Annotated in this window: 14 protein-coding genes and 1 pseudogene; 2 read left to right on the top strand and 13 right to left on the bottom strand. The window is 39.4% G+C overall.

Translation table 11 applies throughout. The features are described from left to right. The 9 genes from ACO6FI_RS04915 to ACO6FI_RS04875 form a co-directional block, all read right to left on the bottom strand. On the bottom strand, positions 1–711 hold the full coding sequence (locus tag ACO6FI_RS04915) for a zinc metallopeptidase (protein ID WP_485456370.1): 711 nt from the start codon (positions 709–711) through the stop codon (positions 1–3). Positions 712–721: 10 nt separating this feature from the next. Beyond that, entirely contained in the window at positions 722–1,663 is a 942-nt protein-coding gene (gene fmt / locus ACO6FI_RS04910; protein WP_485456369.1) for a methionyl-tRNA formyltransferase, read from the bottom strand. Continuing rightward, positions 1,660–2,160, bottom strand: a complete 501-nt coding sequence (gene def, locus ACO6FI_RS04905) for a peptide deformylase (RefSeq protein WP_485456443.1) — start codon at positions 2,158–2,160, stop codon at positions 1,660–1,662. Before def ends, fmt begins: the two co-directional genes overlap by 4 nt. A 10-nt stretch (positions 2,161–2,170) precedes the next feature. Beyond that, positions 2,171–4,396 carry a replication restart helicase PriA gene (gene priA, locus ACO6FI_RS04900; protein WP_485456368.1) on the bottom strand — a complete coding sequence of 742 codons (2,226 nt, stop codon included), beginning with the start codon at positions 4,394–4,396 and terminating at the stop codon, positions 2,171–2,173. Then, positions 4,377–5,750 (bottom strand): UDP-N-acetylmuramoyl-tripeptide--D-alanyl-D-alanine ligase, encoded by a 1,374-nt coding sequence (locus tag ACO6FI_RS04895; protein WP_485456367.1) that lies wholly within the window; start codon positions 5,748–5,750, stop codon positions 4,377–4,379. The genes priA and ACO6FI_RS04895 overlap by 20 nt, the downstream gene beginning before the upstream one ends. Further along, entirely contained in the window at positions 5,737–7,227 is a 1,491-nt protein-coding gene (locus ACO6FI_RS04890) for a UDP-N-acetylmuramoyl-L-alanyl-D-glutamate--2,6-diaminopimelate ligase (protein ID WP_485456366.1), read from the bottom strand. Before ACO6FI_RS04890 ends, ACO6FI_RS04895 begins: the two co-directional genes overlap by 14 nt. A 17-nt stretch (positions 7,228–7,244) precedes the next feature. Beyond that, positions 7,245–8,915 carry a formate--tetrahydrofolate ligase gene (locus ACO6FI_RS04885; protein WP_485456365.1) on the bottom strand — a complete coding sequence of 557 codons (1,671 nt, stop codon included), beginning with the start codon at positions 8,913–8,915 and terminating at the stop codon, positions 7,245–7,247. A 20-nt stretch (positions 8,916–8,935) separates the two neighbouring features. Next, complete coding sequence (locus ACO6FI_RS04880; protein ID WP_485456364.1) at positions 8,936–11,959, bottom strand: FtsK/SpoIIIE family DNA translocase; 3,024 nt, start codon at positions 11,957–11,959, stop codon at positions 8,936–8,938. An 89-nt stretch (positions 11,960–12,048) separates the two neighbouring features. Beyond that, positions 12,049–13,200 carry an NAD(P)H-hydrate epimerase gene (locus ACO6FI_RS04875; RefSeq protein WP_485456363.1) on the bottom strand — a complete coding sequence of 384 codons (1,152 nt, stop codon included), beginning with the start codon at positions 13,198–13,200 and terminating at the stop codon, positions 12,049–12,051. Between the two features lie 237 nt (positions 13,201–13,437). Between ACO6FI_RS04875 and ACO6FI_RS04870 the strand changes: the two genes are divergently transcribed. Then, on the top strand, positions 13,438–13,743 hold the full coding sequence (locus tag ACO6FI_RS04870; RefSeq protein WP_485456362.1) for a hypothetical protein: 306 nt from the start codon (positions 13,438–13,440) through the stop codon (positions 13,741–13,743). Between the two features lie 41 nt (positions 13,744–13,784). Here the strand turns inward: ACO6FI_RS04870 and proC are convergent, their stop codons facing one another. The 4 genes from proC to xdh all read right to left on the bottom strand — a co-directional run bounded on the left by proC (position 13,785) and on the right by xdh (position 18,794). Beyond that, positions 13,785–14,567: a pyrroline-5-carboxylate reductase gene (gene proC, locus ACO6FI_RS04865; protein ID WP_485456361.1), complete on the bottom strand. Its 783-nt coding sequence runs from the start codon at positions 14,565–14,567 to the stop codon at positions 13,785–13,787. 8 nt (positions 14,568–14,575) lie between these two features. Further along, entirely contained in the window at positions 14,576–15,487 is a 912-nt protein-coding gene (locus ACO6FI_RS04860) for a LysR family transcriptional regulator (RefSeq protein ID WP_485456360.1), read from the bottom strand. Continuing rightward, the gene (locus ACO6FI_RS04855; RefSeq protein ID WP_485456359.1) at positions 15,484–16,134 is read right to left on the bottom strand and encodes an SGNH/GDSL hydrolase family protein; all 651 of its coding nucleotides are present in this window, start codon (positions 16,132–16,134) and stop codon (positions 15,484–15,486) included. The genes ACO6FI_RS04860 and ACO6FI_RS04855 overlap by 4 nt, the downstream gene beginning before the upstream one ends. A gap of 80 nt (positions 16,135–16,214) precedes the next feature. Then, positions 16,215–18,794 carry a selenium-dependent xanthine dehydrogenase gene (gene xdh / locus ACO6FI_RS04850; RefSeq protein ID WP_485456358.1) on the bottom strand — a complete coding sequence of 860 codons (2,580 nt, stop codon included), beginning with the start codon at positions 18,792–18,794 and terminating at the stop codon, positions 16,215–16,217. Positions 18,795–19,315: 521 nt separating this feature from the next. On the opposite strand from xdh, the pseudogene ACO6FI_RS04845 reads away from it, so the two are divergent. After that, a pseudogene (locus ACO6FI_RS04845) lies at positions 19,316–19,912 on the top strand (IS1634 family transposase); the annotation flags it as partial.

Here is a 19,912-nt window from a genome sequence, read left to right as displayed (position 1 = left end):
TCAGTCTCTTCTTCCTCTGCCGTTAAATAAGAGCAAAAGTCTCAGCAACTGCAATACTCCCGAAGCGGCTGCAGCCACATAGGTCATAGCTGCCGCAAAAAGCACCTTGCTTGCACTCTTATCTTCATTTGACGGCAATATATTATTGCTTTGTAACTCAATCAGTGCTCTTCTTGAGGCGTCAAACTCTACAGGCAATGTTATTATCTGGAATATTACCGCAAGTAAAAACAGTCCTATTCCAAGCTGTATAAGTATATTTGACATATTTCCGTAGCCAAGCAATATGCCTATAAATATCATAGGCCAGGCAAGTCTGCTTCCCCAGCTTGCTATAGGTACAAATGCACTTCTTAAGTTCAGCGGAACATAGCCTACATTGTCCTGTATGGCATGACCGCATTCATGTGCCGCAACGGCTATTGCAGCCACGGATGTTGAATTATATATAACCTCACTGAGGCTGACAGTCTTGTCTCTCGGGTCATAGTGGTCTGTAAGTCTGCCTGATACAGGTCTTACTCCCACATCGTAGATTCCGTTTGCCCTAAGTATTCTCTCAGCCACCTCTCTTCCTGTAAGGTTTGATTCGGATCTCACTCTCTCATACTTTGCAAATGTCGCCTTCATTCTCCATGAAGCAAGCAATGTGATTACCATTCCGATTATTACAAATATGTATGTTATATCAAAGCCGTAACCGTAGTACATAAGCCCCTCCTTATTTTCCTAATACATATCCCTGCTTTATCTCTCTGCCAAGCAAAAAGTCCTTTGCAGACATTCTTTTCTTACCTTCAAGTTGTAAAGACAGCACCTTTAAAACGCTGTTATTACATATTATAAAAATGTCTTTATTAATGCTATATATTTTGCCGTAATTTTCGCTTAAATTTATATTTGGTAATTCCGATATATTACCTGCAACCTCGGCTTCCCAAATCTTTAATACCTTACCCTCATACTTTGTATATGCACTTGGCCAAGGATTCATTCCCCTTATAAGTCTTTCAATCTCCGTGGCGGATTTATTAAAGTCTATCTCACCCATCTGCTTTGAAATCATCTTGGCATACTCCGTAGTCGCCTCCCCCTGAGGTGTAGGAGTAATACTGTCAAAATTTGCTATAGTATCCGCTATAGCCTCACCTCCAAGTATTGCCAGCTTGTCAAAAAGCGATCCTCCTGTCTCATCATCTGTGATAGGAAGTTCATATTGCTTTAAGATATCTCCGGTATCAAGGCCTTCATCCATAAGCATTGTGGTAATACCGGTCTTTTTCTTGCCGTCTATAATCGACCACTGTATAGGTGCCGCGCCTCTGTACTCCGGCAAAAGTGATGCATGAATGTTGATGCAACCCAGCTTCGGAATATCAAGTATTTCCTTAGGTAAAATCTTTCCGTACGCCACCACCACAAAAAAATCGGCATTTTCAGACTTCAGTCTTTCAATCAGCGCTTCATCTTTCATCTTTGAAGGGGTAAGCACCGGAATATTTAATTCCTGCGCCAGCTCCTTTACAGGTGTCGGGCTAAGTTCTCCTCTGTTTCTTTTCTTATCCTCTCTTGTAAGTACCAAGCTGACATCATGTCCTGCTTCTACCAGGCTTTTAAGAGGCTGTAGCGAAAAATCGGGAGTTCCCATAAAAACTATTTTCATTCTTCATCTTCCTCTTCTTCGTACATTTTTTCAAGTTCCTCATTGTCTATCAGTTCACCCTCTACAAGGTCTACATAAAGCTCTCCGTCAAGATGTGCGCACTCATGGCAGATAGCTCTTGCAAGCAATCCCTCGCCCTCTATAGTGTACTCATTCATATCAATGTCAAATGCCCTTGCAACCACATGATTAGGTCTTTTTACTATACCGCTCTTTCCCGGAACGCTGAGACAGCCCTCATATCCCACCTGCTCTCCGTCCTGCTCAAGAATAACAGGATTTATAAGAACATGTACGTTTTCAGGCTCGGTCTCTATTACCACTATTCTCTTTAAAACACCTACCTGAGGAGCCGCAAGTCCGACACCGTTAGCCTCTCTCATTGTGTCAATCATATCTTCCACCAAAACTCTTGTTCTGTCGTTTACTTCTTTTACTTCTTTACACTTCTTGTTTAAAACATTGTCTCCCATTACTCGTATTGCTCTTATTGCCATATCTATCTCCTTAATTAAAGTCATATACCGCTCCTACATTTTTGTAAGAGCCAAGACCTTCTTCTATTTTTTTTTGTATATCTAAAAGTATATCATAATTAGCATTTTTTATGTATACCAGTTTTCTGTAATAGTCCTTTACCTTCACAACACTTGGATCTGTAGGACCTATTATTACAGATTTTTTGAAAATATTGTCTGATTTTAATGTATTAACTATAGCAGTTGCACATTTATTCAGTTCTTCCTCTCTGACACTGCTAAACATCACTGTAAGCATATGACAGACCGGAGGGTAACCTCCCAGTTTCCTGTATGCAATCTCATTTTCAAAATATTTTTTATAATCCTGTGCCGCCGCAGCCACTATAGCATAATTTTCAGGCTTATATGTCTGTATCACGGCTTCACCGCTCTTTGCTCTGCCCGCTCTGCCTGCAGCCTGTGTAAGCAGCTCAAAAGTTCTCTGTGCACTGTTATAATTGCTCACATACAGTGAGGTGTCCGCCGCCATTATACCCACAAGCGTCACATTGTCAAAATCATGTCCTTTTACAATCATCTGTGTGCCGATCAAAATATCCGCATCACCCCTTGCAAAATCTCTTATCATATCATTTGCACTGTTCTTCTTTGAAACACTGTCCGTATCCATTCGTAAAACCTTGGCACTTGGAAAGACTTCCCTTGTCATAGCTTCAAGCTTCTGTGTGCCTGTACCGAAGTTTGCAATATACTTTGAACCGCAACTTGGACAAACTTTCGGTAAATCAATACTGTAACCGCAGTAATGACATACAAGTTTATTGTTATTGTGCAAAGTCATTGTAACATCACAGTGCTTACATTTTATGGCTTCTCCACATGAGCGGCAGGATACAAAGCTTGAATATCCTCTTCTGTTCATAAAAAGCATCACCTGCTCATGTTTTCTTAATCTGTCCTCTATCAAAGTTTTCAACTTGTTGCTGAAAATACTCCTGTTGCCCATTTTCAGCTCATCTCTCATATCGACTATACTTACCTTCGGCAGTAAGGTATTTTTTGCCCTTTCTTTCAGCTCCAAAAGTTTTATCTCTCCTGTTATGGCCCTGTTATAAGTCTCCGGAGTCGGGGTCGCAGATGCCAAAAGCAGTGAAGCTCCGGCTATATTTGCAAGTTTACCTGCCACATCTCTTACATTAAAAGTAGGTACATTCTCATTTTTGTAGGCGGAGTCATGCTCTTCATCTATTACTATAAGCCCCAATCTTTTTACAGGGGCAAATATTGCGGACCTCGGACCTATTATCACATCGGCATCGCCGTTTTTTATTCTGTCAAACTGATAAAACCTTTCATTTTTTGAAAGCTTTGAATTGATTATAGCCACTCTGTCTTTAAAATGCTCAGCCATTCTAAGCACTGTCTGATAAGTCAACGAAATCTCAGGTATAAGTACTATAGCCTGAAAACCCTTACTTATCACATATTTAATCATATTTATAAATACAAGAGTCTTACCGCTGCCTGTAATACCGTGCAGCAGATAGGTATTTTTATTTCCGGCATCAAAGTCTTTTTTGAAAATATCCACCGCAAGCTTTTGCTCCTCATTTAAAATATATTCATTTGTCGCCTGTATCTCATTAAAATCTTCCACTCCCAAAGACTTAAGTATAGGCAAAAGCGGATTTGATTTTCTTTTCTTATTTTCTACTGTGATATATCCCTCTTCCACCATCCTCTTTATTGTAGCGGAATTCACTTTAAGTTCTTTATTTACATAGCTTTGCGGCAGGCTTTCAGTTTTCTTAAGTTCTTCTAAGAGTCTTACCCACGCAACTTTTCGCTTCTTTGTAAGTTCTTCCAAGATATCCTCACAAATATCTTGATTTAAAAAAATTTCATTGCTTGTCTTTTCTTCCACATTTGACTTTACAGGCATTACGGTAGAAATAGCTTTATCAAAGGTCACACCGTATCTGTGCTTTATCCATATGGCAAGGCGCAGCAGGTTTTCATCTGTGCCAAGCTCACCCTTTTCTATATCCTTTATATATTTTAACCTGGATATATCTACATCACTTTCTTCTTTTATATCTATTATATAACCTTTTTTGGTCAATTTTCCAAATTCAATCAAAACAGGACAGCCCGGAGTAACCTTATCCCTCAAATTCATGGGGATAAGGTATGTAAACGGTCTGTCCACATTTGTATTTGCTACAACTATATCAGCGAATAAATTTTTCATGGTTTTTTATTTTGTCTACTACATCAAAAAGTCTCATACTGTTTGAACCCTTTAAAAGGCATACATCGCCTTCCTGTAAATATTCAAGCAGATAACTTTCCAGTTCTTCATTATTTTCAAAACTTTTGTTAAATGTATTTAAACGGCCTGTAATCTCTTTTGCCAAATCTCCTACACTAAACACAGCATCAAGCTTAAGATTCTTTAATATGAACTCTCCAATCTCTCTATGAAGTTTGGTTTCATCAACTCCCAGCTCTTTCATATCCGCCAAAACCGCCACTTTTCTTTTCGCATCAAAATCTTTTAATATAGAAAGCGACGCCTTCATAGAATCGGGAGAAGCGTTATAGGTGTCATCTATCACAGTGATATTCTTAAGCTTTAAAAGTTCCTGTCTGTGTGCAAAGCCTCTAAAAGATGCCAGATGTCTGCTTGCAGACTCAAGGTTCAGATTATAGTGATCTGCTACAGCCAGTGCCGCAAGCGCATTTGATATCTGATGTTCTCCGAATACATTCAAAGCCACCTTTACACTTTTACCGCATATATGCGCCACAAATTCAGGAAGAGCATTGTGAAATACAATATCGCTTGCATAATAATCACAATCCTTATTTCCCTTGGCACTGAAAAATTTATATATTATGCCCTCTTTTTTGGGATGATCACAAAGCATATCATTATCGGCGTTTAAAAACATCACACTGCCTGCCTTCATGCCGTCAGTTATATGGAACTTTTCAGACCTTATATTCTCTCTTGTATGAAGGTTTTCAATATGTGCGGTGCCTATATTTGTGACTACAGCACAGTCACATTTGACTATTTTTGCGATACGCTCCATCTCACCGAACATACTCATTCCAAGTTCTATAACACCTATCTCTTCATCATTTATTCTGCTGATTGTGACAGGTACTCCAAGCTGTGAGTTGAAGTTGTTCGGAGTCTTAAATACCTTAAGATCTGAAAGTGCAAGTGCAACCATCTCTCTTGTAGTGGTCTTTCCGACACTTCCTGTTATACCTACCAGCGGCAGTGAGAGTTTGCTTCTAATATATGTGCCCAGATCCTGTAGAGCCTTGGTAGTGTTTTCCACAAGTACTATATTAAAGTCGGGTTTTAAGAAAATATCTTTTCTTGAACTTATAGCCGCTCTGCATCCGGCAGCATATACCGATTCCAAAAATTTATGTGCATCGTTTTTTTCACCCACTACCGGCACAAAGAGACTGTTTTTATCCACCTCTCTTGAGTCGATTACAATATTTGAAAATACGGCATCTTCACTTCCCGAAATAAGTACTCCGCCTGTCACAGCTATAAGCTCTCTTACACTAGTTTCTTTCATTCATCTTCTCCAAGCATTCTTCTACGACTTCCCTGTCAAGGAAATGATGTCTCACCCCGTTTATCTCCTGATAGTCCTCATGTCCCTTACCTATTATCGCAATGATATCGCCGGGCTTGGAGTTTTCTATAGCGTAGAATATCGCTTCTTTTCTGTCCGGAATAGTGATATACTTTCCGCCTGTTGCAGATAATTTCTCAACAATATCCGCAATAATGTCCTCCGTCTTTTCATATCTTGAGTTATCTGCGGTAACTACGGAAAAGTCCGCCATCTTTCCGCAGATCTCACCCATTGAATATCTTCTGTCTTTAGATCTGTTTCCTCCCGAACCGAAGACTACTACAAGTCTCTTAGGCTTATACTGACGAAGTGTATTTATCAGACTTTCGGTACTTATTGCATTATGCGCATAATCAATAATTATCTTTATATCATGTGAAGAATATGCCACTTCCATTCTGCCGTTTACCTTGATATCTTTTAAGGCTGTCTGTAATACCTGCGGCTTTACTTTACAGATAATTGCCGCACTCAGTGCGGATAATGCGTTGTATACATTAAATTCTCCGGGAATTCCTACAAGTATATCTCCAACACTTTCTATACCGTATTTATCCTTTATCACATCACAACAACTTATGCAAAAGCTTGTACCCAAAAAGTCCTTATCGGAAATATAATTGATATAATTTATAACAAAATCTCCGTTCTTTCCGAACTTATACTTCTCATCCGATGTTGACTGCTTTAACACATAGTCCGAATGTTCGTCATCGGCATTTACAATTGTCTTTTCACACTGCTTAAAGAAAAGTGATTTGTACATAAGATACTCTTCAAAGTCCTTATGCTCGTCAGGTCCTATATGGTCAGGTGAAATATTTGTAAATATACCTATATAGAAATTTATTCCCTCTATTCTCTTTAACATTACGGCCTGTGAAGATACCTCCATCACAACATATTCACAGCCTGCGTCCAAACATTCTTTGAAAGTCTTTTGTAATTCATATGACTCAGGTGTTGTATTCAGTGTGCTTCTGTGCATATCCCCTATAGTTATACCGTTTGTACCTATAAGTCCCACCTTGGCATTTTGCTCCAAGAGTTTTTTCAGCATATGAGATGATGTTGTCTTACCCTTAGTTCCGGTAATACCTATTATCTTCATCTTCTTTGAAGGATGGTCAAAGTATGCAGCTGATAGTCTTGCAAGTGCCGCTCTGGTATTGTCCACCTTTATAACACAGATATCATCTCTTTTTATATCCTTTTCCACTACCACAGCCTTGACACCCTGCTTTACAATCTCATCTATTGCATCATGTGTATCAAAGTTTCTACCCTTTATACATACAAATAAACAATCCTTAACTATCTTTTTTGTATTGAATACCAAATCTGAAAAATTATCATCAAGTTCTCCTGATATTATATCTATATCAAGACCTTCCGTATTTTCTATAAGTTTCATTTTTTCTCCCAAGTCCTTTAGAAAAGCCCTACTATATTTCCGTTTTCATCCACATCCACAGCCTCGGCCGCAGGTACCTTAGGAAGTCCCGGCATTGTCATAATGCTGCCTGTAATTGCAACTATAAAACCCGCACCGGCATTCACATAGGCTTCTCTTACATTTATATCGAAGTTTTCAGGTCTTCCAAGCTTCTTCGGGTCATCTGAAAGTGAATATTGATTCTTTGCCACACATACGGGCAGATTGCCGTATCCGAGTACCTTTGCCATTTCAATCGCCTTCTTTGCGGCAGGAGAATATGTCACATTCTTTGCTCCATATATCTTTGTTGCAATAGTGTAGAGCTTATCTTCAATGCTCATATCGTCAGGGTAGAGCGGTGTGAAGTGACTTTCTTTGTTTTCAAGTGTATAAAGAATCTTCTTTGCAAGTTCGACTCCGCCATTGCCGCCTTCTTCCCATACCTTTGAGATTGCAAACTCACAGTCTCTGCTTTCGCAAAACTCTTTTATAAAGTTAACTTCAGATTCGCCATCGGTTACAAAATGATTTAATGTAACAACTACAGGTACACCGAAAAGCTTGATATTTTCGATATGCTTTTCAAGGTTCACAATTCCCTTTTTAAGCGCTTCAAGATTTTCTTTTGAAAGCTCTTCCTTTGCAACTCCGCCGTTGTACTTTAAAGCCCTTACAGTAGCCACAAGCACTACACAATCAGGTGAAATACCGGCCTTTCTACACTTTATATCAAAGAATTTCTCAGCTCCGAGGTCCGCACCGAATCCCGCCTCTGTAAGTGCGATATCTGCCATACCCATAGCAATCTTGGTGGCTCTGATAGAGTTACATCCGTGTGCAATATTTGCAAAAGGTCCTCCGTGTACCAAAGCAAGCGAATGCTCAAGTGTCTGTACGATATTCGGCTTTATTGCGTCCTTTAAAAGCGCGGCCATAGCACCCACCGCCTTAATATCTCTTGCAAACACAGGCTCGCCCTTAAAATTATAAGCTACAATAATATTTGAAAGTCTCTCCTTCAAATCATTCATATCATCAGCCAAACAAAGTATTGCCATTATCTCTGAAGCCACCGATATTACAAAGTGATCTTCTCTTACCACTCCGTCAGCCTTACCGCCTATGCCTACCACTATATTTCTCAGCACTCTGTCATTCATATCAATACATCTTTTGTGGATAATCGCATTGGTATCTATTCCGAGTGCATTGCCCTGCTTAATATGATTGTCAAGCATTGCTGCCAAAAGATTGTTGGCGGATGTTATAGCATGAAAATCTCCTGTAAAATGAAGATTGAGCTCATCCATAGGTACTACCTGAGAGAGTCCGCCGCCTGCAGCACCTCCCTTTATACCGAAGCAAGGTCCGAGTGAAGGCTCTCTAAGTGCTATAACCGCTTTTTTGCCCATCTTTTTGAAAGCTTGACCAAGTCCTACAAGTGTAGTGGTCTTACCCTCTCCTGCAGGTGTAGGATTGATAGCTGTAACAAGTACAAGCTTACCGTTTTTGATTTCTTTGCGGGATTTTAAAAACTCCTCACCAAGTTTTGCCTTATACTTGCCGTACATTTCAAGGTCGTCAAAACCTATCCCGTACTCGCTTGCCACATCGGCAATATTTTTCATCTCAACGCTTCTTGCAATTTCGATATCACTACGCATACATCCTCCTTAGGACAAATCTATAATACATCCAAGAATTCGTCCATATTCATTAGTATTTCTCTTCTCTTTGTTCCTGCTTCATCACCTACCACACCTGCACTTGCAAGCTGATCCATAATTCTTGCAGCTCTGTTAAAGCCAATCTTAAAATTCCTTTGAAGATTGCCTATTGAAGCTCTGTCCTTTTCTATAATATATCTGCCTGCCGCCTCAAACAGCTCATCTCTTTCAGATACCTCTCCTGATGCACCGGCAGTCTTTTCACTCTCTTCTATATGCTTTATAGTATCTTCATCATACCTTGCCTGCATACCTTGATTTTTTAAAAAGTCCACTACGGCGGATACTTCCTCATCCGAAACAAATGCACCCTGTACTCTTATAGGATTCGGCGATCCGTACGGAGCAAACAGCATATCACCCTTTCCGAGAAGCTTTTCGGCACCGTTACTGTCAAGTATGGTTCTTGAGTCCGTACCTGATGATACCGCGAAAGCGATTCTTGAAGGAATATTTGCCTTTATTATACCCGTTATGACATTGACACTCGGTCTTTGTGTAGCTATAACCAGATGTATACCGCAGGCTCTTGCAAGCTGAGCAAGCCTTACTATAGCATCCTCAACCTCCGCATTTGCCACCATCATAAGGTCTGCCAACTCGTCAATAATTATAACAATCTTCGGCAACTTATCAGGAAGCCCCTCGATATTTCCTCTTCTTCTCGCCTCATCTATTCTCTTATTGTAGGCGGTCAAATCTCTGACACCCGTAGCCGCAAACTTTTTATATCTCTCACCCATCTCCGCAACAGCCCAGTTAAGTGCCGATGCGGCCTTTTTCGGCTCGGTCACTACAGGAATAAGAAGGTGCGGAATGCCGTTATAAACTGAAAGTTCCACCACCTTCGGATCTACCATAATAAGCTTCACATCATCAGGTGAATACTTATATATGATACTCATAATCAATGTATTGATACATACGGATTTACCTGAACCTGTAGCACCTGCAATAAGTACATGAGGCATCTTTGCAATATCCGCAACAATTACCTTACCCGAAATATCCTTGCCTACCGCAAAACCAATGCTCTCTCCACCGTTTCTGAAGGCTCTGCTCTCAAACAAATCGCGCAAAAATACCGTCTGCTTTTGTTTGTTCGGAACCTCTATACCGATAGCGGATTTTCCGGGAATAGGTGCTTCTATTCTTATATCACTGGCTGCAAGTGCAAGTTTTATATCGTTTGCAAGTGACAGTACCTTTGATACCTTAACTCCCTGCTCAGGCTTAAGCTCATACAGTGTAACAGAAGGTCCTATACTTATATCCTCTACAGTCACATTTACATCAAAGCTTGCCAAAGTCTCCTGTAATGTGATGGCGGTCTGTCTGTATTCACTGTCCGAGAGTACCTGATTGTTATTATTACTCTTCTTTAAAAGATATGTACCCGGATATGCATAAGGTCTTATGGCAGCCTTCTTTTTTTTAATCTCAGACCTTATCTTACCTTGTTGAGAAGCCGCCCTTTGCTCTTCCATCTTCTTTTGAAGTGCGGATGTGTCTGAAACTATCACCTTACCTGCCGCCGTGACTAAAGTTCTCTCACCGTCACTGCTTACCAAGGAATTGTCCTTTTTTGTATCCACATTAACAGACTTTTCATTATCTGTATAATTATTGTATACGGTTTCGTTATGATTTTCGTTATAAGGCTTTTTATAACTGTCGTCTTTTTGATACGGTGCATCATAAGTAGAAGTGTTTTGATGAGTATAGCCCTCATCATCACCGTATTCTTTTCTGAATTCTATATCATTGTTTATGTTTGCCACACCTACAGGAGTATCGTCATTTATATAACTGAAATCCTCATGTGCATCATCCTCAGTGATACTTATAGTGGAAACCGGCTGTGAATAGATATCTATCTCATCTTTTCTGGCAAGTATCTCATTGGCTCTTCTTAAAGTTTCCTCATCTATATCATTTTCAAACCTTGAGTCGTCATTTCCTCTGTTTATATTGCCGTAGAATGTATCGGCCCTCTTATTCATTATTATAGAATCCTTGGCGGACTCCTCGGTTCTTTCATTTGAAAAGTTATGGTTTGTATCTATCACTCCCTCATCGGCATCTGTCTTCTCAAAGCCCACATTGTTTTTACTGTCAAAAAGTCCGCCTATCGCTTCATTCTTCTTTGCACCTGCATTTGAAGGAGGTAAATCCACTCTGTGCTTAACCTTTCTCTTTGAAAAGTCTATAGCACCAAGATCTATGTTCCCTCTGTTCGGTCTTTTATTGTAGTCAAGGAGTTCTTCTATATAGCAGTCTTTTTTATTATCAATATCAAGCTCTTCAAAGTTGTCCTCATCATAATCTTCATCGTAGTCATACTCCGCTTCTTTTCTTTGTTTCCTCTGCTCCATCACCCTTGTCACATCATTTTTTGCCTTTGATATGGTCATCTGTCCGCCTGTCTTTACCATGGACACGAATGACTTACCTGTAAGTATAACAACAGATACTATAAACATCGCCAAAAAGAATATGATTGCACCGATCTTACCAAGTATTAACGATATGATAAGTCCGAGACTTCCTCCTACAAAGCCGCCATACCAGCCTTCAGTATAAAATTTCAAAAATCCGACTGCCTTCAGACTTGGAATACCTATCAGTGATATAAGGGTATCCACCGCCAAAACAGCCAACACCACTCCGATAAACTTTGTTTTTGCGACACTTGAACCTACATTGGACAAAAGGAATGCACCGCCTATAAATACAAACATAGGTACCGCATAGCCAAGTATGCCGAACAGTCCCATCTGCAATGATCTGAAGAACTTTCCCACTACTCCCATAAGCCCGAAATGGCTCAAAAAAAGCACCAAGGACACTACAAAAAGGGCAATCATCAGAATTTCGGAATTCAAAAATTCCAGTTGCTCATTGTTCTCCGTCTTTTTGCTCACTCTATTTGTACTACTACTCTTTTTTGTTTTTTTGGTTGTTTGTTTTCGACTTGCCACATCAATTCTCCACTTCCATAAAGTCTACCCTAGAGTATACCTAATATGGATATTATTTGCAATAAGCTTAAAATATTCAGACATATCATTTACTCTTCAATAATAATACCTATATCCATATTTACAAGCTTTCCTATATGCTTTTTACCTTCCTCGCTTACAAGCCCCTTTTTCAAAAAGCCTATACTTACTGTAAGGTCGGAATTCACACAAATATTTGACTCTCCCGTATCTCCGTTCATACCTGAGTTGATATCCGCACTGACTACAAAAGCCTTAGAGTCGTTTAAAGCTTTTATAAGTGAATACACAGGTTCTCTCACCTCACCTGTAAAGCCGGTTCCGTATATACAGTCAAGAATATAGTCATATGAATCAAACTTTTCTCGCAAAGTATTATAATCCGTATTCTCATCCAATGCGGTATGCTTAATATCTTTTTGAAGGCATCTGTTAAAATAGTACCTTCCGTCCTCCGAGAATTTATCCTTGATAAGCAAAATCTCGGTTTCAATTCCTTCAATATTCAATAAGTCGGCCACAACATATCCGTCACCTGCATTGTTGCCGCTGCCTGCCACTATAAGAACCCTGTCTCCTATATTCCAACCAACTACATAAAATATAGCCTCTCCGGCTCTGTACATAAGTTCCTTACTGTCAACAAAGTTTTTTATGGTGTAGGAGTCCGCATCCCTCATCTCCTTTACAGAAAGCACTCTCTTATCCTTATCAAAGGAATCGAAGAACTTCTTTACAAGTGATTTGTAGTCGCTCTCTTTGATTTCCATGCCCTTTGCACCCATAAGCTCAAACTCAACTCCCATCTCTACAACTCTTGTATCCAGAGTCTCAAATCCGTTCTTCTCATAGAATGCGAGTCTTTTCTTTCTCTGTTTTATATTGTCACTGTTCTCTTCTATAGGTTCTATAGCAAGTGAAAGTTTAGGGTGTATCTTCTTATATTCACGGATTATCTTGCTTCCGTATCCGCTCTGTCTGAGACTGCCGTCTATAGCAAAATAAAAGATATATGAAAGCTTATCTCCCACCAAAGTATGTATAAACCCAAGCCAGGTATCATCATCATATATCGATAAGAACTCAACACCTCTGTCATTTCCTACCGATACCATAATATAAAAAGGTATTCTCTCCTCAAAAGGAAAGGCATCCATATATAACTGTTTTATATCTTCCAAGTTCTTCGTATTTTCATCTATCTTCTCAAATCTTATCATAATGCTCCAATCTGTAATACCACACAATAATATATCAAGCCGATATTTTATACCATATCAAAACGCCGATTCGGTCATCTTAAAAACTTATCTCTTATTTTTAATTTATTCTTTCGAAAGTTTTTCCGTTTTTTTTAGATACAAAGCATAATTTCATTTGACTTTTTTAATGAATAGGTATAAAATCGGTTCTTGTTAAAGGACATAGGAAAGTGTCTATTAAGGGAGGTATTAAAAATGTTAAAATTTAAATTATTTGCTGTTGCTGCTGTAGCTATGCTTGCTTTCACTGCTTGTGGTTCAAGCGCACCTAAGGCTGACGCTTCAAGTGCCGTTGAGTCTGCTGCTAAGGATGCTTCAAGCGCTGTTGAGTCTGCAGGTAAGGAAGTTTCAAGTGCTGCAGAGTCTGCTGCTAAAGATGCTTCAAGTGCCGTTGAGTCTGCTTCAAGCGCTGTTGAGTCTGCAAAGGATAGCGTTGCAAGCGAGGCTTCAAGCGAGTCAGGTGCCGAGACAACAGCTGTAGAGTCTACAACTGCTAAATAATTATACAAACACCTTTAGGTCAGCCTTTCGGCTGACCTTTTTTATTTCATTGATTTTAATGTTGCTTTTGATATCGCCTCTATTACACCGGCCCTGAAACTATAATCCTCCAATGTCTTTACGCCCTCTATGGTAGTGCCTGCAGGTGAACAAACCATATCTTTTAAAACTGCCGGATGAATATTTGTTTCAAGAATTTGTGCAGCACTTCCAAGTACAGTCTTTGCGGCCATCTTTAATGCCACATCCCTCTTTAATCCGTGAAGTACACCCGCATCCGCCAACGCCTCTATAAACATAGCCACATATGCAGGTCCACCTCCTGAAAGTCCTGTGACTACAGGGAAAAGTCTCTCCTCTACCCATTCAACCATACCTATCTTTGAAAAAGCATTTTCAAAAATTCTTTTTTCTTCATCTGTAGCGTTTGAATCACTGTCAAGCGCAAATACACCCTCACCTACAAGCGCAGGAGTGTTCGGCATAATCCTAAGAATCCTCTGTTCACCTATATATGACCTTATAACTTCACTTTCAAGTCCTGCAACTATAGATACTATAAGCTTACCGCCAATATGCTTTGAAATTTTTTCAAAAAGCGCTTTTGCATGTATCGGCTTTACAGCCACAAGCACGGCATCACAGGATTTTGCCAATTCAATCTCATCACTGTGTACAAAAAATCCGTCTTCCTTTGCCTTTTCTCCGGATTTTGAATATGTATCAAAAATACCTATATCTTTAATATCAATTGCATTCTTGCTTACAAAGCCCTTTGCAATTGCTGAACCCATATTTCCAAAACCTATTACTCCTAATTTCATAATTTCTCCTATTCTAAAGTCTTATCCTTAAACTTCGCCACTTCTTCCAAATATTTCTTGCCAAGCTCGCTGATGGAAATATCCTTTCTTATAATATACCCTATAGTCATCTTTTCATCCGAATCAAGCTTTATCGCCTTATACTTTTCACCGTTTAACTCCTCACAGATTATACCTGAACAAAGTGTATACCCGTTAAGTCCCACCATAAGATTCAATAATGTCGCTCTGTCATTTGCCTTTATCAGTCTGTGGTACTCATAAGTGGAAAGCACCTCCTCCGCAAAGTAAAATGAGTTATACTCACCCTGCTCAAACGACAGACAAGGATAGTCCATAAGTTCTTCCATCTTTATCTTATCATGATTTGCCAAAGGATGATCTTCGTAAAGATATACATAGATACTGCATTCCATCAAAGGCGTAAATAAAAGATTTGAATCCTTAAACAGCTTGGTCAAAATATTCTTGTTAAACTCATTTATATAAAGTATACCAATCTCACTTTTAAATGTCTTTACATCATTTATGACATCATATGTCTTAGTCTCATTCACCGCAAACTCATACTCGTCCATACCGAACTGCTTTACAAGATTGACAAAGGCACTGACTGCAAAGGTATAATGCTGCATGGACACACTGAACTTCTTTTTTAAGTTCTGATTTGAGATATACTTTGCTTCTATAAGATTAAACTGCTCCACCACCTGTCTTGCATATCCTACAAACTCGCTTCCCGCAGGTGTCAAAAATATACCTCTGTTGTTCCTTGAAAAAAGCTTTACACCTATCTCGGCCTCAAGTTCGGCAATAGCTGACGACAGACTTGGCTGTGTGATAAATAAATTACCGGCAGCCTTATTTATAGAGCCGGCATTTGCAACCTCTATAGCATATTTTAATTGTGTTAAAGTCATATCTTTACTTCTTTATTATCCAATGTGTTTTTTATAACTTCACTTACTTTTTTTGCAATTACCTTATGTGAATCCGCCGTCAAATGCATAAAATCAATGTCATTCATCTCTACATAAGGAGCGGCATCCAAAAATCCCACATTAAGTTCATCAGCCACAAGCTTATACTCCCCCGCAAGCTCATATGATTTATCCGAGCATTTACCCATATTTTTGCCGACATCCGACAGCTCACATTCCTTTAATATAGGGCCCGGTGCAATTATAAGTATATTCGGCTTATCTCTCCATACATCGGCTATTAAAGCCTTCATAACAAGTCTCCTCATTCCAAGTGCAATATTTGCACCTGTCAGCGAAAATCTTTCCTTACAGTCGTTTGTTCCAAGCATTATCACCAACATATCAAGAGGTGAGTGACTCTGAAGACATGGCAAAAGATAGCTAAGCCCTGAAAGTCCCTCATTGAAAGGGTCGTCAAGACAGGTGGTTCTGCCGCAAAGCCCCTCTTCATAGACTCTGCAACTCTCTCCAAGCAGCTTGGCCGCTACCATAGGCCATCTGATTTCTTCATTAAACCTGCCGCCGCTCTTTGCATCATAACCCCATGTATTTGAATCTCCAAAAATAACAATTCTCTTTTTCATATGTTTTCCTATCTCGTTTTTCTTTCTATTATATAAACAAATAAAGGGATTGGCAAATGCCAACCCCTCTTAAATATAAATTATTTTTTCTTCTTATTTGAATAGTACGTATCGTCCATAGGAAGCTTCGGTCTGAGCTTGCCGTCTCTCTTATAGTAAGCATTCTGTACAGCAGGAGCTGTAGGAATGGTGGCAATCTCTCCGATACCCTTAGATCCGTATGCAACTCCTAAGAGTTCCTTCTTCTCAACATAAATGGCCTGAATCTCCGGTATATCTGTAGCTCTCATAAGTCCAAGTGTTCCGTACTTTGATTTAACCATACAGTCTTGAAGCTTAAAGTCCTCAGTAAGCGCATAACCAAGTGACATAAGCACTCCGCCCTCAATCTGACCCTGTATTGAAATAGGGTTTACAACCTTACCTGAATCATGTGCCGCAACAACCTTTGAAACCTTGCCATCCTCATCAAGCACAACAAGATGTGTAGCATATGCATATGCCACATGAGACTTAGGGAAAGGTACATCCGCACCGAGCTTGTCTGTAGGCTCGAAGTACTCGGCATAGAACTCTCTGCCGTTAAGCTTATCAAGGTCACCGCCCACCTCATCAAGTGCAGCCTTAGCCTCAACTGAAACTCTTCTGATAGCCTCACCGCTTATAAGTGTCTGTCTTGAACCTGATGTAGTACCTGAATCAGGATCAAGTTCCGAGTTACTTCCCATATTCTTAATCTTAGACTTAGGAAGTCCCAGTGTCTCGGATGCCATCTGTACAAATACTGTCGCACAACCCTGTCCGATATCTGAAGCGCCGCAGTATATCTCCACCTTGCCGTCATTTATCTTCAGTCTTGCACGACCTGTATCAGGAAGTCCTACACCTACACCTGCATTCTTCATGGCACAGGCAAGTCCTACATTCGGATAATACTTATCATAGTAAGGTTTTACCGCCTCCAACGTCTCCTTAAGCGCTGTAGAACAGTCGGCAATCTGACCGTTCGGAAGTACTTTCTCCGGCTCAATGGCATTTCTGTATCTGATTTCCCAAGGTGAAATACCTACCTTCTCTGCAAGCAAATCTATAATTGACTCAAGTGCAAACTCACTTTGGCAAACTCCGAAACCTCTGAACGCACCTGCCGGCGGATTGTTGGTATAGTAACCGTATCCTCTGATATCGTGGTTCTGATAGCAATAAGGTCCGACCGCATGTGTACAAGCACGCTCAAGTACCGGACCGCAAAGTGATGCATAAGCACCTGTGTCAAAATATATATCACAGTCAAGTCCTGTAAATATACCGTTTTCATCACAACCTAGTGTAAATGTACCGTGCATTGCATGTCGCTTCGGATGGAATGCAAGTGACTCATCTCTGCTAAACTTAGCCTTTACGGTTCTTTGAAGCTTATATGCACAAAGTGCCGCTATATGCTGTGTGGTAACATCCTCTTTTCCACCGAATCCGCCACCTACAAGCTTGTTCTCAACAACAATCTTTTCAGGATCCCATCCGAACATGATTGCCACTTCTTTTCTTGTATCAAATACACTTTGATCTGAAGTATATATCTTCACTCCGTCCTTATACGGGAATGCTACAGCACACTCAGGCTCAAGGAATGCATGCTCCGTAAAAGGTGTATCAAATGTCTCTGTAATTACATACTTTGAATTCTTGATTGCAGTCTCTGTATCGCCTCTTCTTACATGACGTGACTGACAAAGATTACCGTTAGGATGTATATTCGGTGCATCCTTTGCCATAGCTTCAGTAATATTTCTTACAGGCTCAAGTACTTCATAATCCACCTTCACCAAAGCCTTGGCCTTCTTTAATATGTCTTCACTCTTTGCTACAACAAGACATATTGCATCACCTACGAATCTGGTAATCTCGCCCTTCGGAATCATTACATCCCAATCCTGCTGTAAATGCCCGACCTTATTGTTCGGTACATCCTCAGCTGTATAAACCGCAACCACACCGTCCATTGCCAAAGCTTCAGAAAAGTCAATATCAAGTATTCTTGCTCTAGGGTACTTACTTCTAACAGCAGATACATGAAGCATATCATCCATCTCCACATCATCACAGTACTCACCGTATCCAAGTACTTTCTCTCTTACGTCAATTCTGAAAGCATTTGAACCTACACCGAACTTGTCACCCTTTTCAAGCTCCTTATCGACCTGCTTTTCACCTCTTCTTATCTGTGCTACCAAATCGATAGCTTCGATAATCTTCTTATATCCGGTACATCTGCAAATATTACCCTTGATAGCCTCTTTGATTTCAGCTTCCGTAGGGTTCGGATTCTTATCTATAAGAGCTTTACCTGACATTACCATTCCCGGAATACAAAAACCGCACTGTACCGCTCCCTTTGAGCCGAAGGCATACACAAAAATTTCTTTTTCCTCATCGTTTAGTCCCTCTACCGTAACGATATTCATTCCCTGAGCTCTCTTGGTAGTCATAACACAGGCTCTGGTAGCCTTACCGTCAATAATAATAGTACAGGTACCGCACGCTCCCTGGCTACATCCGTCCTTTATAGATTTGAGCTTTAAGTCGTCACGTAAAAACCTTAACAGTGACACCTCTTTTTCAGTTTCGACCAATTTTCCGTTTACTGTAAAACTGTACATCAAAATTCCCTCCATGATGCATTTATATCTAAAAAAAATTTAGATATATATATATTGTTGATAGCAAATCTTATTGCATAAACAGTATTTACTATCGAGAAATTTATTTATTGAAATTATCTATAAATGCTAATGTTAATAAAGTAACATTGTTAGTTATATATTATTTCATAAGTAAATTCCATAAATTCATTCACATTTTCAAACAATGTAATAACATTATTATAACACAACTATCTCAATAAATAAACTCATTTTTATTTAGGTTCTCAATAATTTATACCTGTATAAGATCTACTTTCCTTTATTTAAGCTATACCTTAGCTGTATAAAGCCTAAATATTTTTTATGTAATTTATATACCCGGGTCTTTGACAGTTTGTTTACCTAAATAAGCCTTAAGAAAGTCTCACAACCCGCATATAGCCTACATTTTTTGGTCGAAAAATTTGTCAAAATTTTCGTTTTATTATATAGTATTTTATAGTATTGTATGGTATAATGGGGATTGGAGGTTTCCTATGAAAGTTACTACATCAAAATCAAAAAATGCTGAGTCATTCTATATTTCTAAAAGTTTCATCAATGACAAAGGTGTTAGCACCTCTGTTAATGTACGCAAACTTGGTACGCTTGCTGATTTATTAAAAAAGCATGGACCTACCAGAGATGATGTAATGGAATGGGCTCGTGCTGAGGCGAAACTTGAAACACAAAAATATAAAGAAGAAAAAACAGTAAATATTTCTTTTAACTCCAATAAAAGACTTCAACCTCAACAACAAGTCTTCTATCGTGGGGGATATCTGTTTTTGCAATACTTTTATTATAAACTTGGCTTGGATAAAGTTTGCAGAAAGGTAAGGGATAAATATGGCTTCAAGTTTGATATCAACTCAATATTATCAGATTTGATTTACTCAAGAATACTTGAACCTTCCGGTAAGCCCTCAAGTTATAAATGTGCACCGGACTTTTTGGAGCCACCGTCTTACCAACTGCATGACGTGTACCGTTCTTTAAATGTACTTGCTAAAGAATGTGATCTTATACAATATGAAACTTATAAAAACAGCCACTTATTAGGAAAACGCAATGATAAGATTCTTTTTTATGAT

This window comes from Lachnoanaerobaculum sp. (assembly GCF_057250505.1).
The sequence above is the reverse complement of the archived record's forward strand: the minus strand, read 5'-3'. Positions and strand labels throughout refer to the sequence as shown.

What these genes read in the sequence shown, in the direction of transcription:
- ACO6FI_RS04895 (WP_485456367.1), bottom strand. Translation starts at nt 5,750, where the DNA reads ATGAAAGAAACTAGTGTAAGAGAGCTTATAGCTGTGACAGGCGGAGTA.
- ACO6FI_RS04875 (WP_485456363.1), bottom strand. Translation starts at nt 13,200, where the DNA reads ATGATAAGATTTGAGAAGATAGATGAAAATACGAAGAACTTGGAAGAT.
- fmt (WP_485456369.1), bottom strand. Translation starts at nt 1,663, where the DNA reads ATGAAAATAGTTTTTATGGGAACTCCCGATTTTTCGCTACAGCCTCTT.
- ACO6FI_RS04885 (WP_485456365.1), bottom strand. Translation starts at nt 8,915, where the DNA reads ATGCGTAGTGATATCGAAATTGCAAGAAGCGTTGAGATGAAAAATATT.
- ACO6FI_RS04870 (WP_485456362.1), top strand. Translation starts at nt 13,438, where the DNA reads ATGTTAAAATTTAAATTATTTGCTGTTGCTGCTGTAGCTATGCTTGCT.
- priA (WP_485456368.1), bottom strand. Translation starts at nt 4,396, where the DNA reads ATGAAAAATTTATTCGCTGATATAGTTGTAGCAAATACAAATGTGGAC.
- def (WP_485456443.1), bottom strand. Translation starts at nt 2,160, where the DNA reads ATGGCAATAAGAGCAATACGAGTAATGGGAGACAATGTTTTAAACAAG.
- xdh (WP_485456358.1), bottom strand. Translation starts at nt 18,794, where the DNA reads ATGTACAGTTTTACAGTAAACGGAAAATTGGTCGAAACTGAAAAAGAG.
- ACO6FI_RS04860 (WP_485456360.1), bottom strand. Translation starts at nt 15,487, where the DNA reads ATGACTTTAACACAATTAAAATATGCTATAGAGGTTGCAAATGCCGGC.
- proC (WP_485456361.1), bottom strand. Translation starts at nt 14,567, where the DNA reads ATGAAATTAGGAGTAATAGGTTTTGGAAATATGGGTTCAGCAATTGCA.
- ACO6FI_RS04915 (WP_485456370.1), bottom strand. Translation starts at nt 711, where the DNA reads ATGTACTACGGTTACGGCTTTGATATAACATACATATTTGTAATAATC.
- ACO6FI_RS04855 (WP_485456359.1), bottom strand. Translation starts at nt 16,134, where the DNA reads ATGAAAAAGAGAATTGTTATTTTTGGAGATTCAAATACATGGGGTTAT.
- ACO6FI_RS04890 (WP_485456366.1), bottom strand. Translation starts at nt 7,227, where the DNA reads ATGAAACTTATAGAAAATACGGAAGGTCTTGATATAGATATAATATCA.